Genomic DNA, 14,944 nt, shown 5'->3' on the forward strand with positions numbered 1-14,944 from the left:
GACGACCCAATAAAATGTCACACGCTACCGAAGGGTTCACCGGCATGACCGCCCTCACCTGGAACAGCACCCGCCCCTGGCGCGGAATCATGGTCGCCACGGCACTGCCGCTGCGCGACGACCTGTCCGTCGACCACGACGCCTATGCCCAGCACGTCCGTTGGCTGATCGAGCAGGGCTGCGACGGCGTCGTACCGAACGGCTCGCTCGGCGAGTACCAGACCCTCACCGACGAGGAGCGGGCCCGTGTGGTGCGGACCGCGGTCGAAGCGGCGGGCGACGGCGCGCGGGTCATGCCCGGCGTCGCCGCCTACGGCAGCGCCGAGTCCCGGCGCTGGGCGGAACAGGCGGGCGAGGCGGGCTGCGGCTCGGTCCTCCTACTGCCCCCGAACGCCTACCGCGCCGACGAACGGGCCGTCCGCGCCCACTACGCCGAGGCCGCCAAGGCGGGGGTGCCGGTCGTCGCGTACAACAACCCCCTCGACACCAAGGTGGATCTGACACCCGCGCTGCTGGCCCGGCTGCACCAGGACGGCAGCATCGTCGCGGTCAAGGAATTCTCCGGCGATGTGCGCCGCGCCTACGAGATCGCCGAACTCGCCCCGGACCTCGACCTGTTGATCGGCGCGGACGATGTCCTGCTCGAACTCGCCGTGGCCGGTGCGGTCGGCTGGGTCGCCGGCTACCCCAACGCCTTCCCCGCCACCTGCGCCGCGCTCTACCACGCCGCCGTCGCCGGTGACCTGGACACCGCCCTGCCGCTCTACAAGTCCCTGCACCCGCTGCTGCGCTGGGACTCGAAGACGGAGTTCGTCCAGTGCATCAAGCTGTCCATGGACCTCGTCGGCCGCCACGGCGGCCCTGCCCGCCCGCCGCGCTCCCCGCTCACGGGAGAGACCGAGACCGAAGTCCGGGCCGCCACCGAGAAGGCCCTGGCCGCCGGACACCACTGACCGCATGCGTCACCACTGACCGCATCCGTCACCACTGACCGCATCCGTGCCGCTTCGAAAGGACTCATGGTGCGTACGCGTCATGTCTTCCACGCCGTCGACTCGCACACCGAGGGCATGCCCACGCGCGTGATCACCGGTGGCGTCGGGGTGCTCCCCGGCGCCACCATGGCCGAGCGCAGACTGCACTTCATCGAGCACCTCGACCATCTCCGGACGCTCCTGATGTACGAGCCGCGCGGGCACTCCGCCATGAGCGGCGCCATCCTCCAGCCGCCCACCCGCGCCGACGCCGACTACGGCGTCCTCTACATCGAGGTCTCCGGCCTGCTGCCGATGTGCGGGCACGGCACCATCGGGGTCGCCACCGTCCTCGTCGAGTCGGGCATGGTGCCGGTGACCGAGCCGGTCACCCCGGTGCGGCTCGACACCCCGGCCGGTCTGGTCGCCGTCGACGTGCACGTGGCGGACGGGGTGGCGAAGTCGGTCACCCTCACGAATGTGCCCGCCTTCTGCGCCGGTCTGGACCGCACCGTGGAGGTCCCGGGATACGGGAGGGTCACCTACGACCTCGCCTTCGGCGGCAACTTCTACGCCTTCGTCGAACTCGATGCGCTGGGGCTGCCGTTCGACCGCGCCCGCAAGGACGATCTGCTGGCCGCCGGACTGGCCGTCATGGCCGCGATCAACGCCTCGCCGGACCGGCCGGTCCACCCCGAGCAGTCGGAGATCGCCGGGGTCAAGCATGTCTATCTGGCCGCTCCCGGCTCGGACGCCCAGCACTCGCGGCATGCGATGGCGATCCACCCGGGCTGGTTCGACCGCTCGCCCTGCGGCACCGGCACCTCGGCGCGGATGGCGCAGCTGCACGCCCGCGGCGAACTGCCCCTGGACCGGGACTTCGTCAACGAGTCCTTCATCGGCACCCGCTTCACCGGCCGCCTGGTCGCCGAAACCGAGGTCGGCGGGCGGCCCGCCGTGGTGCCGACCGTCACCGGCCGCGCCTGGATCACCGGCACCGCCCAGTACTTCCTCGACCCGGACGACCCCTTCCCCGGAGGCTTCCTCCTGTGACCACCGCCGTCTCTTCTGTCACCTCCCGCAATCCGGCCGATCCGTCCGATGTGCTGGTGTCGGTTCCGGCCCCCGGAGCCTTCGCCGCTGCGGATGCCGTCGAGCGGGCCCGCGCGGCCCAGCCCGGCTGGCTGGCCGGCGGTGCCGCCGCCCGCTCGGCCGCCCTGGGCGCGGTCGCCACCGCCCTGGAAACCGCCGCGGACGAACTGGCCGCGCTCGCCGTACGTGAAGTGGGCAAACCACTCACCGAGGCACGCGCCGAGATCGCCCGCAGCGTCGCGATCTGGCGTTACTACGCCCAGGCCCCCTACGAACCCCTCGGCGCCGTGCACGAAACCGCCGTCGGCCCGGGGCTGCTGCTGACCCGCCGCCGTCCGTACGGGGTCGCCGGCCTCCTCACCCCCTGGAACTTCCCGTTCGCCATTCCGAGCTGGAAGGCGGCCCCGGCACTCGCCGCGGGCAACGCGGTGGTCCTCAAGCCCGCCCCCGAGGCGACGGCCTGCGCCCGGCGCCTCGCCTCCCTCATCGAGCAGGCCCTGCCGGAAGGGGTGTGCACGGTGCTGCCCGGCGGAGCGACCGAGGGCAACGCGCTCGTCTCCGTCGCCGATGTCATCTCCTTCACCGGCTCGACGACCGTCGGCCGGTCGGTCGTGCAGGCGGCCACGGCCCGGGGCATCCCGGTCCAGGCCGAGATGGGCGGTCTGAACGCGGCCCTGGTCCTCCCGGACGCGGACATCGAGCAGGCAGCGCGCCATATCGCCGCCGCGATCGCCGGATACGCGGGCCAGAAGTGCACCGCCACCCGTCGCGTGATCGCGGTCGGAGCGGCCCTCGGCCCCCTGCGGGAGGCGCTCGTGGAAGCCCTGCGGGCGGTGCCGGTCGGCGACCCGGCCGACCCCGCCACCGTGTGCGGGCCGCTCATCAACGAGCAGGCCCGCGACCGGGTCAGCCGCGCCCGGGACGGTCTCCCGGTCCTCGCGGGCGCAGCCGCGCGCGGCCTCCCCGGCTGGTACGCGGCCCCGACCCTGGTCGAGCAGGTGCCCCCGGGCCACCAGCTGCTGCGCGAAGAGGTCTTCGGGCCGGTCGCGGCGCTGCTGCCCGCCGACGATCTGGCCCATGCGGTCCGGATCACCAACTCGGTCCCGTACGGCCTGGTCACCTCGGTCCACTCGGCCGGTCTGGACCCGGTTCTGCACGGGCTCGACCAGCTCGACACCGGCATGATCAGAGTCAACGCCCCGTCCACCGGGGTCGACTTCCATCTGCCGTTCGGCGGCGCCAAGGAATCCGGCCACGGACCGCGGGAACAGGGCCGCGCCGCCCTGGAGTTCTACACCTCCAGCCGTACGTACACCCTCTCCACCGTGGGAACAATGTGAAATTGTATGCTGGTGATCCGCTCCGCCAGGAAGGGATCACCACCGCTATGGGGCACCTGAAGCACCGCGATCTCAACGCCACCCGGGAGCGGCTGCGCGACCAGGTCGCCCATGCCCTGCGAGCGGCCCTGATCTCCGGTGAACTGCAGCCGGGGGAGGTGTACTCGGCGCCGGTCCTGGCCGAGGACTTCGGGATCTCGGCCACGCCCGTGCGCGAGGCGATGCTCGACCTGGCGCGCGAAGGCCTGGTCGAGCCCGTCCGCAACAAGGGTTTCCGGGTCACCGAAGTCAATGAACGCGACCTCGACCAGTACACCGAGATCCGTGCCCTCATCGAGATTCCCATGATCGGCCGGATCACCCGCTCCGCCGCCCGTGCGGACCTGGAGGCGCTGCGGCCGGTCGCCGAGGAGATCGTGCGCGCCGCGCGCGACCACGACCTCATCGGCTACCTGGAGGCCGACCGGCAGTTCCACCTCGATCTGCTCGGCCTCAGCGGCAATGACCGCCTCGTCGAGACCGTCGGTGACCTGCGCAAGCGCTCACGGCTCTACGGGCTCACGGCCCTGGACGAGCGGGGCGAGCTGATCCCGTCGGCCGAGGAACACCTCGAACTCCTCGACCTGATGCTGGCCGGCGAGGCGAAGGCAGCCGAGAAGTGCATGGCCAAGCACCTGGGCCATGTCCGCTCGCTCTGGGCCAGAAGCGGGACCGCGGCGAAATCCGGCAGGTAGCGGGGCGGCGGCGAGCCCCGTCCCACTGCGGACAGCGATGCCGCCCGCCCTCCCGCCGGTCCCATGCAACGTCACACATCATGACGCGCCCCCGGGCCGTGGAAGGGACCCATGAACCCCGCCTACACCACCGTCGACCACTTCTTCACCGTCCCCCTGGACCACTCCGCCCCCAACGGGGAACACATACAGGTCTTCGCCCGCGAGGTCGTCGACCCGGCCCGCGCGGACGAGCGGCTGCCCTGGCTGCTGTATCTGCAAGGCGGTCCGGGCGGCAAATCCCCCCGCCCGTCGGCCGGCTCACCCGGCTGGCTGGACCAGGCCCTCCAGACCCACCGGGTGCTCCTGCTCGACCAGCGCGGCACCGGCCGTTCCACCCCGGTCACCGCCCGAGCCGCCGCCCGCTTCACCTCGCCCGCCCAACTCGCCGCATACCTGGGCCACTTCCGCGCCGACTCGATCGTCGCAGACGCCGAACTGATCCGCCGCCAACTCTGCCGGGACGAACCCTGGGAGACCCTCGGCCAGAGCTACGGCGGCTTCCTCACCCTCACCTACCTCTCCCGGGCCCCCGAGGGCCTGCGGGCCTGCTACGTGACCGGCGGTCTGCCCGGCCTCACCGCCACCGCCGACGAGGTCTACGCCCGCACCTACCCACGGGTGCGGGACCGCGTCCTCGACTTCTACGCCCGCTACCCGGACGACGCCCACCGCCTCCGCCACATCGCCGATCTCCTCACGACCACCGAGGTCCGGCTGCCCGACGGAGACCGCCTCACCACCCGCCGACTGCGCACCCTCGGCCTCGCCCTCGGCATGGGCGACGGTTTCGAACGGCTCCACTGGCTGCTCGACGAATCCCTGGACACCGACGGCGAGTTGACCGACACCTTCCTCCACCAGGTGCGCAACCTGACCGGCTTCACCGACAATCCGCTGTACGCCGTGCTTCAGGAGACGCTCTACGGGCAGGGCGCCGGTCCGACGGGCTGGGCAGCCGCCCGGGCCCTCGACGGCTTCGCCGCATTCACCGAGGAGGCGGACCCCCTCCTCCTCACCGGCGAAATGATCTACCCCTGGATGTTCCGGGAGATCACCGGCCTGCGGTCCTTCGAGGAAGCCGCCCACCTGCTGGCCGCACGCCCCGACTGGCCGGAGCTGTACGACCCCCGGCGCCTCGCGGCCAACCAGGTCCCGCTCGCCGCGATCGTCTACCACGACGACATGTACGTCGACGCGGAACTCTCCCTGCGCACCGCCCGCGAGGTCGGCGCCACCCGCGTCTGGGTCACCAACGAGTGGGAGCACGACGGCGTCAACACCTCCGGCGGCCGGGTACTGGCCCGCCTGATGGACCTGGCCGCGGGCCGCGCGTAAGCCTTCCCGCCCGTCCTCGCCCGGCTTCCTTTTCCTGCCAGTGCCTCCGATGGGAGAGCCGTGCCCGCGCTGCCTACCTGCCGGCGCCGCTGCTGCCGGTCGCGCGGTGGACCGATCAACGGCCGGAAGGCACCGGGTAACCTGAAAGCCGGTGTGCGGGCGGCCAGTTCAGGCTCTGCGGCGCACACCGGAGGGGGGAGGCCGCTACATGACCGGCACAGTGCTCGCGCTGCCCTCAGGGGGCGCCCGGTGAACAGTTCCGTGCTGCTTCACGCGCCCGCAACGCCTGCCCTCCCCGCGCTTGTTCTTCGCCCCTGGCGCATGGCGGACGTTGAGGCACTGGTCGAGGCGTACCGGGATCCCACCCTGGGCCGCTGGACCCGCTCGCGTCCGGAAAACGTGGCCGAGGGGGCGCGGTGGATACAGGACCAGCAACGCGGCTGGTCGGTGGGAGACCAGCTCGGCTTTGCGGTCTTGGAAGAGACTCCCGACGCGGCTGCCCGGCGGCTGGTGGGCAACATGGTGCTCAAGAACGTCGTTCCCGGCAAACCGACAGCCGAAGTCGGCTATTGGACCGTGGCACCAGCCCGTGGCCGGGGTGTCGCCTCCCGCACGCTGGAGGCACTCACCACCTGGGCCTTCGAGACCTTCCGTGCCGAGGGGTTGGAAGGCATTGAGCTCCTCCACCAAGTGGACAACCTGGCCTCGTGCCGTGTCGCACAGAAGAGCGGCTATGCGTTCGTCAGAACCCTGCCGGCGGCACCGCCCCTGTACCCCCTTGACGGCCATGTGCACCTACGGCGCGCGAATCCGTGACGACGTCGGGCTCGGATAGCCGCCTCCCGCCGAACTGACGCGTCATGGCCGCCGGTCGGCCCGCTACGCGCCCGGCGGCGGTCCGGCCAACGCGTGCAGGACCGTGTTGTACCGGTCGTCGAAGTCGATGCGGGTGATGTCGTCGTAGCGGAAGGACGACGGTGTGGCGGCCCAGCGGGCTCTCGGGTTGACCTCGAGCAGCTTGAGCCGCTTCTTTCCCGTGCGTACCGGTGTGCCGATGTACACCGCGCCGGGGTTCAGGTCCTCTTCGAAGACGGATATCAGGTGGTAGTGCGTGTTCACCGACTCCACCAGGGACCGGACGTCCGTCAGCGAGAGTTCACCACGTGGCTCCGGGGGCGGCCAGGGGCCGTGCCGCTGTAGCCAGCGCACCGTCAGATCGTGGGAGCCCCGGCGTCGGACCTGCACGATGTCGCGGGTTCGGAGCGCCACGAAACCGTCCAGGGCGAGGCGGCCGCACTCTGCGATCAGCGTCCATGCGGGGGTCACCTCGATCACGAAACCCTCGAGCTCGTCACTGTCCGGAAGGGCGCGCACGAGACGCGTGAACTGATGCTTCTTGGCGGCCTCTTGCAGCTGCCGCCGGATCTCCTTGGCCATGGCGCCCATGTTCCTCGCCGTAGGTGCCGGGCACCATTCGTTTTGTTCCCCACGGAGCCGTGCAACGGCCCCAACAGCGTTCCCTGTCACGGTCGTTGGTTCCCAGGGGAAACCGGATGCTCAGATCTGGCTCAGATTTTCCCTGCACGTCGCCGGCGTTTCGTATGCTCGCGGTAGCGGACCACTTCGAACGGAGGACCGATGAAAGCCACCCTCAGTCGTCTGGCCTCCCGTGCCACGTCTTTCCTGTGGCACGGGCGCCGGCCGCGACTCGATCACCCCGACTCGCACCTGGCCGGCAGGGCCAACCAGCACGCGGGTGTGATCGACCATTACATTCCCTCCTTGCCTGGGGGCGGCGGAGCAATGCCCCGCTGACCGCGGCACCGTTTACCGGAAGGACGCCGCCTCGGGTGCCGCACGCAGGCCCGGCCTGCGGCGGGCCCCGGGTGCTTCGAGGCCGAACTGATCGAGCACCCGGTCCACCGTGTGGCCCACGAGATCGTCGACGGTCTCCGGGCGCTGGGAGAAGGCCGGCATCGGCGGCTGGATGACCGCGCCCCTCCGGGAGAGCGCGAGCATGTTCTCCAGGTGGACGTCGTTCAACGGTGTCTTCCGGGGCACGAGTACCAGCTTGCGGCGCTGCCTGAGCGTGATGTCGGCCGCGCGGGAGATCAGGCCGTCCGTACACCCGGCGCGGATCACGGCCAGCGTCGTCATGCTGCACGGGATGACCACCATGCCGTGCACGGGGAAGGCATCGGAGGAGATGGCCGCGCCCAGGTCCTCCGGGGCGTGGGTGACGTCCGCGAGCGCGGCAATATCCCGGGTGTTGAGCGAGGTCTCCCATTCCAGGGTGCTGCGGGCCCAGCGGCTCATGACCAGATGCACCTCGACCCCGCCGTGCTCCCGCAGCCGCTCCAGCAGCCGTACGCCCAACAGGGTGCCGGTCGCGCCGGTGATGCCCACCACGACGCGCAGCGGCGCGGACGGGGATGCCGTGCCGGTCATGCGTCACCTCCCGGGAGACGGCGATCCTGACGGGTCGTGATGAGCGGGGCGGGGTCGTCGGTCGCCACCGGCTGCCGACGGCCGAACGGTTCGGCGTACCACCGCATCACCGCCGCCGGTTGCTCGTCTGCCACCGGCAAGTGCGGGAGGCGGCCGAGGAGTTCCCGGATCGGGGTGAGTGCTCCTTGCCCATCCGGCACCGGGCAAGAAGGTGGGGCGAGAGGGGCGTTGCCCTGTCCGTGCATGAAGTTTCCGCTCGGGTAGGGGTCATCGGCATGAGGTCCCGCGATCCCATCCTGCCGCGTCGGCCTTGCGGCATCCTGTTCCGGCCGCTGACCTGCCCTTGCCGGGGGCTGGGCGCTCCTTGCCGGAACCTTGCCGGTGGCTGATTCCGACGTCTGGATAGAGTTCGCCGACTGTGCCAAGATCACATTTTCGGGACGACGCCGTCCCTTTCGGGCCGCGACCGTGGCCGGCACGTGTGAGAACGATTGAGGCTCCTGATGTCCGCAGCTCCCCTGCCCGGCCCGCACCAGCCAGCGGAAGCCTCCGGTCCTCTCCTTCGCGTCCTGGGGCCCATGACGGCGCGGTACGACGGACGGGAACTGCCGCTCGGTCCGCCCCGCCGCCGGGCCGTGCTCGCCCTGCTGCTCGTCCGGCTGGGCCGGGTCGTCCCCACCGAGGTGCTCGTCGAGGAACTCTGGCGGGACGAGCCGCCCCGCGGTCCGGTGGGCGCGCTCCAGAGCCATGTCTCCCACCTGCGCCGGGCGCTGGACGTCACGAGGGGCCCGGGCGAACCGTCCTTGGTGCGCCACCGCGCGCCCGGCTACGTGCTGGGCCTGGCCCCGGAGCAGAGTGACGCCCACCGCTTCGAGCGCCTGGTGGGGGAGGGGCGCCGACTGCTGGGGCGGCGGGACGCGGTGGCGGCACGCGACCGGATCGCCGAGGCGCTCGCCCTGTGGCAGGGCGCCCCGTACACGGAGTTCTCCGCCCACCCGGTGCTCCTGGACGAGCGCGGCCGGCTCGAACAATTACGGCTCACGGCCGTCGAGACCGGCGCCGAGGCCCGGCTGGCCCTCGGCGCGGCCGAGGAAGTGGCGGCCGAGCTGGCGCGCGAGGCGCGTCGCCATCCCGCCAGGGAACGGCTCATCGGTCATCTGATGACCGCCCTGTCGCAACTGGGCAGGCAGGCCGAGGCGCTGGAGCTTTACGAGCGGACCCGCAGCCATCTCGTGGAGGAGTTCGGCGTCGACGCCGCGGCCGAACTCCAGCGGATACACACCGCCATCCTCCGGCAGGAACTCGACGACGGCCCGGTCGCCGAACCGCCCGTGCCCCCTGCCGTACGGCCTGTCGTGGCGGTGGCCCCGCCCGCGCCCACCCCGGACGACGCCGAGCGGCCGGCCCCGACCGGTGCGGGCGGCGAAGCGGCGGAGCCCGCGGGGCCGTCCCTGTTCGCCGGCCGCGCCCGCGAACTGCGCCTGGTGACCCGGGCCGCCGCCGCGGCCCGCGACGGACACGGGCATGTCGCCTGCGTCCTCGGCCCCGCCGGTGTCGGCAAGACCCGCTTATTGACCGAGCTCGCCACGTCCCTGAACGCCTCAGGCGACGCTCCCGACGTGGTGTGGAGCCACTGCTTCCCGGGGGAGGGCGTACCGCCGTACTGGCTCTGGGCCCAGGTCCTGCGCGGGCTGTCGGCCACCCGGCCGGACGCCTTCCGTACCGCCTGCGCACCGTTCGAAGCGCTACTGGCCCCGGTGATGCCGCGCCATCCGGCCGGCACCGTGGAGCGGGCGGCGCCCGACGGCGACTGGGGCCATGCCCGCTTCCTCACTCACGACGCGGTCTGCGAAGTGCTGCTGGAACTGGCCGCCGCCCGCCCGCTGGTGCTGCTCCTGGAGGATCTGCACTGGGCCGACGCCGCCTCGCTCGATCTGCTCAGGCTGCTCGTCACCCGGCGCCACGACCGGCCGCTGAGCATCGTGCTGACGACCCGTCAGCCCGAGATGGAGTCCGACGCGTCCCTGCGCCGGGCGCTCTCGGAGGTGCTGCGCGGGCCCCGCACCGAAACCCTGCGGCTGGGCGGCCTCTCCCGGCAGGCCGTCGCCTCCCTCGTCGAGGCCCAGGCCGGGCCCGGGGTCGGCGCCGATGTCGTCGATGTGCTCCACGAGCGCAGCGGCGGCAACCCGTACTTCGTCACCCAGCTGCTGACCCTGCTCGGCGATGTGCGCCGGCTGCACGAACCGGGGGCCATCGACGTACTCCTCGCGAGCGTGCCGGACGGGGTCCGGGACGCGCTGCGGCAGCGTTTCACGGCCCTGCCCGAACCGGTCCTCCGTGTGCTGTACCTGTGCGCCGTCATCGGCACCGAGGTCGACACCCACCTCCTGGCGCGCACGGCCGGCCCCGACGAGCCCATCAGCGCCGCCCTGGAGTCGGCGATCGAGGCGGGCCTGCTGGCCGAGGACCCGCACCACCCCGACCGCCTGCACTTCGCCCATGCGCTGGTGCGGGAGACCCTCACCGACGAACTGGACCGGCAGGTTCGCCACCGGCTGCACGCCAGGGTCGCCGAGGCGCTGGGCACCCGGCGTCCCGGAGACGAGGCCGGGGGAGCGGAGGCCGAGCGCCTCGCCCACCACTCCTGGCACGGCCGGTCCGAGCTCCCGGCCGACCGGGTACTGCCCCGCCTGCTGCGCGCGGCCGAGGACGCCGAACACCAACTCGCCTACGAGCAGGTGGAGATCTGGCTGCGGCGGGCCGTGCACCTCGTCGGCACCCTCCCGCCCGACGACCAGGAGACGCTGCGTCTGGAGCAGCGGCTGCACATCCAGCTCGGCCAGGTGCTGGCGACCATCCGCGGCTACGGCGATGCCGAGGCGGAGGCCGCGCTCAACCGGGGCCGCGCGCTCGGCACGGCGCTCGCCGCCCCTGAGGACCCCTCGGTGCTCTGGGCCCTGTGCGCGGCGCAGCTGGTCACCGGCCGGTACGACGGGTCCCTGCGGTACTCGGGGCTGCTGCGCGAGATCGGCGGGCGAACGGGCGATCCGGTCGCCCTGCTCGGCGCCGCCTACGGCTCGGGCATCGTCCTGCACGTCCGGGGCCGGCTGCCCGAGGCGCTGGCGAAGCTGGAGGAGGGCGTGGCGACGGCGGACCGCTTCGCGCACCAGACGCTCACGCTCGCCCGCACCTTCCAGCACGACCCCCGGGTCTCGTGCCGCTCCTACGACGCCTTCACCCACTGGCTCATCGGCGACCGTGCAGCCGCCGCCGAGCGCCGCCGCGAACTGCTGCTCCTGACGGAGTTCGACAGCCGGCCCTCCGACCGGGCCTTCGCCCTGTACGTCGACGCGGTCATCGCGGCATGGGAGGGCGACGTGGACACCGCCTGGCGATCCGGCGCCGAGGGCACCGGCCTGGCCGAGGACCACGGGTTGCTCTACTGGAAGGCGATGCTCAGCCTCCCCGAGGGCTGGGCCCGAACGCACTCCGGCCATGCGGCCGACGGCCTCGCCCAGATGCGCTCGGCCCTCGGCGAACTGGCCCGCTCCCGGACCCACTTCCGCCTGCCGCTCCACCTGGGCCTCCTCGGCCAGGCCGAATACCTGGCCGGCGACCCGGAGGCCGCCGCACGCACCTTCGGCCGACTCGCCGCCGCGGTCGAGCTGCGCCGCGAACACGTCTACCTCCACCCGGACCTGCCGGCCACCGGGCTCCTGCACGCCCTGTCGCCCCGGCGCGTGCCGGAAGGTATCTGACGGGCGGCCGGGGCCCCGAACTGTTCGGTGGTCCGGCCGCCGTACACCGGGTCGCTACCGTCATCGTCAAATCCGGGGCTTGAAGTTGCCCCTGCGGCAGCTTCTACCGTCCTGAACAGGGCCGCAGAGAGCGGCCCGGTGACACACGTGTGAGGAGGCGGCGATGGCCTGGCCCATCGCGGAGGTCGCCCGGATGTCGGGTGTGACGGCCCGGACGCTGCGGCATTACGACGAGATCGGACTGCTGCCGCCGGCCCGGATCGGCACCAACGGCCACCGCTACTACGAGGAGCGCGAGCTGCTGCGGTTGCAGCAGATCCTCGTACTGCGGGCACTGGGCCTCGGGCTGACCGAGATCGGCCGGGTGCTGGCCGCGCAGATCGACGAGCTGGCGGCCCTGCGCGGCCACCACCGCCGGCTGCTCGCCGAACGCGACCGGCTGGACGCCCTGGCCGGCACCGTCTCCCGCACGATCACCGAACTGGAACAGTCCAGGAAGGACGGCAGCCCCATGACCAGCATCAACAGACCGGAAAACCTCTTCGAAGGGATCCAGCCCGCCCAGTACGAGGAGAGCCTGCGTGCCTTCCCGGAACTGGCGCAGGAGGTCGAGCGGCGCACCTCGGCGATGAGCGAGGCGGAGATCGAGGCCGGGCACCGCAAGCGCACGGCGCAGATGATCCGGCTGGCCGAACTGCTGGCCGCCGGCATCCCGGCCGACGCCGCCCCGGTGCAGGCCGAGATCGACGCCCAGTACCGGGCCCTGGCCGAACTCCGGTCCGCCTCCGCCGAGGAGTACCGCGCGATCGGCCGCTCCTGCGTGACCAACGAACAGTGGCGCGCGGCATACGAGGCGATCGCACCCGGCCTGGCCGCGTATCAGCGCGATGCCATCGAGGCATACGCCACGACACGGCTGAGCTGAGGGGAAGCGGGGCCGCCGCCGGAGCGTGGTCCGTTCTGTGGCGGCGGCTCCCATCCGTGGACCTGCCGACTGGTACCGGCGCCACCACCCGCCCCGACACGACCGGGACCGTCACGAAGAGCCGTCCGGTCAGTCCAGGTCAGACGCCATCCCCGAGAGGGCGGCCGGGGCCCTCGCGAACGCGGCCACATTGCGCGGCGGCCCGTCACCCGACGCTTCCCGTCGCCGACATGCGGCAGATGATGCAGTGGTTGGGGCCTTCAACCGCTGTCACGCCGAGGTCTTGATTCGGTCATAGGCCCTGAGGACTGTCCCGCAAATGCTCTCTGACCTGGTGCAGGTGTGGTCAGGTGTGGCCCCTCTCGCTTACCTGTCCGGCGGGGTTGAGGTTGTGCAGGTGGGTATGCCGCGTGACGAGAGTCAGGTGGCGGCCAGGAGGATGTCCTCGCCGCTTGTCGGGCGGAGGCCGTCGGTGCGATCAGCGAAGTAGCGGTGGGCAAGCGAAGCTCCCGACAGGTGTCGGGCGTCTTCGAAGCCTGCTTCGCGGGCCAGTGCCAGTATCTCGGGCGGGGTGTAGAAACTGATGAATGGCGTTCCGGATGCTCGCGCGCCTTCCTTGCTTGCTCGGAGGCCGGGGCGGTCGGCGTCGTCGAGGAGTTCGGTGGGCAGCAGGAAGGTCATGGCGAGCATCGAGCCGGGGGCGAGAGCGGAGATCTGGCGCAGGGTGGCCGCCGTGGCGTCTTTGGTGAGGTACATGGTGACGCCGGTGGAGACGATGACCGCCGGCTGGCTGGCATCGAAGCCGGCAGCCCCCAGCTGCTTCAGCCAGTCCCCGCTCGCCTCGAAGTCGACCGGCACCAGGTGCAGCCAGTCGGGGATGTCGTAGCCGAGTTCGACCAGGCGATGGCGCTTCCATGCCTGAGGGCTGGGCTGGTCGACCTCGAAGACCTGCAGGCGGGAGGCGATCTCCGGCCTGCGCTGGGCGAAGGTGTCCAGGCCGGCTCCCAGGATGACGTACTGGGTGACGCCGCGGTCGGCCTGTTCAGCGATCAGGTCCTCGATGAAACGCGAGCGGGCCACGATGGCCGCCCGTAACGCGCTGGTGGCGTGCGGGTCCATGTCGGGGCGGCGGCGCCAGTTGCCGTCGGGGGCGGCCAGCTGCAGGCCGATCTCGTCGTCGAGCACGTGCGGCGGTGGGTCGACCTGGACGTGGAGGGCGCGCCAGAGGGCGGTCCGCACTGCGGTGCTGTCCGGCGCCCCGGTCTGCTTGTCTGTCATGGCGTTCCCCTTTCGCGGCGGTCAGTTCGTGGCGGTCAGTTCTTGGCGGGAGCCTGGAGGCTCCATAGGCGTCCGTCGGGGTCGAGGACGGTCATCTCCTGGGTTCCGTAATGGGTGTCCTCGAACGGCGTGACGACCTCGACGGTGGGGTCGGGACGGAACGTGTCTGCGTCCGGCACTTTCAGCACGATCTGGGTCTGGGGTGCTTGGTCCTCGGGGATCTCGGCGATGAAGACGTACGGCCCGTCGCCGTTGCGGAGCTGGCCGGAGCTGTGGTTGGTCGAGAACTCCAACTCGTAACCCAGTGTCTGGAAGAACTTCGCCGCCTTACCCCAGTTGTGGGTCGTAAGGAACACGGCCTCGATTCCTTCGGTCGCCATGTCAGGTCTCCTTCTCAGTCGATCGCTGTTCGTGTTCATGGGCGTCGTCGAGGTAGGTGCGCAGCGCGTCAGCGACCAGAGCCGACAACGACATGCCGGAGTCGATGGCGCGGTACTTGACCTGCTTGATCAGCTCGATCGGCAGGTACACGTTGAACTGTTTGACTTCCTTATCACCCACGAGCGCGATGCTAGCATGCTAGCAATTTAATTAACCCACCAAGCAGCGAGCCAAACTGACGTTGCGTCAAATTGGTGCGTCAGTACGCAGCCGCCAGCAGCACGCGGTCCTCCAGCGGCATCTTCCGTGGCCGCCTCGCCCCGGCGCATCGGCACCTTCGCGCCGCAGCATCGTCACCAACTTGGCGAAGGTGCGCGGGCTCAGCCCGGTGAAGGGGGCCATCCAAGAAGGCTCCGATGCAGTGATCACACCAGCCACGGCCACGGCCATCCCACAGCAAGATCACTTACGGGACAGCTCTTAGGGGTAGCGAACGAACCCCCGGAGACTAGGGGGCGGTTACGGGTGTGACGGCACTCGGGAGCCGGATAGCTTTCCCGTGCGGGGGCATGGGGCTCAACTCCTTTGAGGAATGGTCGTGTTGTCCGTGCGTGTGATGCCGCTTCGGGTCACTCAC

At 71.2% G+C, this 14,944-nt stretch carries 13 protein-coding genes and 1 pseudogene; 8 read left to right on the forward strand and 6 right to left on the reverse strand.

All coding sequences use genetic code 11. From position 1 onward, the window contains the following. Positions 1–44: 44 nt before the first annotated feature. The 6 genes from QT196_RS38215 to QT196_RS38240 all read left to right on the forward strand — a co-directional run bounded on the left by QT196_RS38215 (position 45) and on the right by QT196_RS38240 (position 6,333). On the forward strand, positions 45–953 hold the full coding sequence (locus tag QT196_RS38215; RefSeq protein ID WP_168483310.1) for a dihydrodipicolinate synthase family protein: 909 nt from the start codon (positions 45–47) through the stop codon (positions 951–953). A 69-nt stretch (positions 954–1,022) separates the two neighbouring features. Further along, entirely contained in the window at positions 1,023–2,027 is a 1,005-nt protein-coding gene (locus QT196_RS38220; protein WP_168484289.1) for a proline racemase family protein, read from the forward strand. Next, complete coding sequence (locus QT196_RS38225; protein WP_266737105.1) at positions 2,024–3,406, forward strand: aldehyde dehydrogenase family protein; 1,383 nt, start codon at positions 2,024–2,026, stop codon at positions 3,404–3,406. Before QT196_RS38220 ends, QT196_RS38225 begins: the two co-directional genes overlap by 4 nt. 47 nt (positions 3,407–3,453) lie before the next feature. Further along, positions 3,454–4,140: a GntR family transcriptional regulator gene (locus tag QT196_RS38230; protein ID WP_168483314.1), complete on the forward strand. Its 687-nt coding sequence runs from the start codon at positions 3,454–3,456 to the stop codon at positions 4,138–4,140. 111 nt (positions 4,141–4,251) lie between these two features. Further along, positions 4,252–5,517, forward strand: a complete 1,266-nt coding sequence (locus QT196_RS38235) for an alpha/beta fold hydrolase (protein WP_168483316.1) — start codon at positions 4,252–4,254, stop codon at positions 5,515–5,517. Positions 5,518–5,766: 249 nt separating this feature from the next. Next, complete coding sequence (locus QT196_RS38240) at positions 5,767–6,333, forward strand: GNAT family N-acetyltransferase (RefSeq protein ID WP_290356582.1); 567 nt, start codon at positions 5,767–5,769, stop codon at positions 6,331–6,333. A 63-nt stretch (positions 6,334–6,396) separates the two neighbouring features. Here QT196_RS38240 and QT196_RS38245 read toward each other — a convergent pair whose 3' ends face one another. Next, entirely contained in the window at positions 6,397–6,954 is a 558-nt protein-coding gene (locus tag QT196_RS38245; protein ID WP_168483321.1) for a hypothetical protein, read from the reverse strand. Positions 6,955–7,344: 390 nt separating this feature from the next. Next, a complete protein-coding gene (locus QT196_RS38250) occupies positions 7,345–7,935 on the reverse strand; it encodes a UbiX family flavin prenyltransferase (protein WP_211117658.1) in 591 nt (196 codons plus the stop codon). A gap of 608 nt (positions 7,936–8,543) precedes the next feature. On the opposite strand from QT196_RS38250, the gene QT196_RS38255 reads away from it, so the two are divergent. Together QT196_RS38255 and QT196_RS38260 are read left to right on the forward strand one after the other, a co-directional pair. After that, complete coding sequence (locus QT196_RS38255) at positions 8,544–11,723, forward strand: BTAD domain-containing putative transcriptional regulator (RefSeq protein ID WP_290356583.1); 3,180 nt, start codon at positions 8,544–8,546, stop codon at positions 11,721–11,723. 163 nt (positions 11,724–11,886) lie between these two features. Continuing rightward, positions 11,887–12,648 carry a MerR family transcriptional regulator gene (locus QT196_RS38260; RefSeq protein ID WP_168483325.1) on the forward strand — a complete coding sequence of 254 codons (762 nt, stop codon included), beginning with the start codon at positions 11,887–11,889 and terminating at the stop codon, positions 12,646–12,648. Positions 12,649–13,068: 420 nt separating this feature from the next. On the opposite strand, the gene QT196_RS38265 is transcribed toward QT196_RS38260, so the two are convergent. From QT196_RS38265 to QT196_RS38280, 4 genes and pseudogenes are all read right to left on the reverse strand, one after another. After that, complete coding sequence (locus QT196_RS38265) at positions 13,069–13,926, reverse strand: class I SAM-dependent methyltransferase (protein WP_168483328.1); 858 nt, start codon at positions 13,924–13,926, stop codon at positions 13,069–13,071. 35 nt (positions 13,927–13,961) lie between these two features. Beyond that, positions 13,962–14,306, reverse strand: a complete 345-nt coding sequence (locus QT196_RS38270) for a VOC family protein (RefSeq protein ID WP_168483330.1) — start codon at positions 14,304–14,306, stop codon at positions 13,962–13,964. A gap of 1 nt (position 14,307) precedes the next feature. Continuing rightward, complete coding sequence (locus QT196_RS38275; RefSeq protein ID WP_168483332.1) at positions 14,308–14,487, reverse strand: CopG family transcriptional regulator; 180 nt, start codon at positions 14,485–14,487, stop codon at positions 14,308–14,310. Positions 14,488–14,569: 82 nt separating this feature from the next. Continuing rightward, positions 14,570–14,745 (reverse strand): annotated as a pseudogene (locus QT196_RS38280) (IS5/IS1182 family transposase); the annotation flags it as partial. Positions 14,746–14,944 lie beyond the last annotated feature (199 nt).

Origin of the sequence: Streptomyces sp. P9-2B-2 (assembly GCF_030406865.1) — a bacterium.
GTDB classification, from domain to species: domain Bacteria; phylum Actinomycetota; class Actinomycetes; order Streptomycetales; family Streptomycetaceae; genus Streptomyces; species Streptomyces platensis.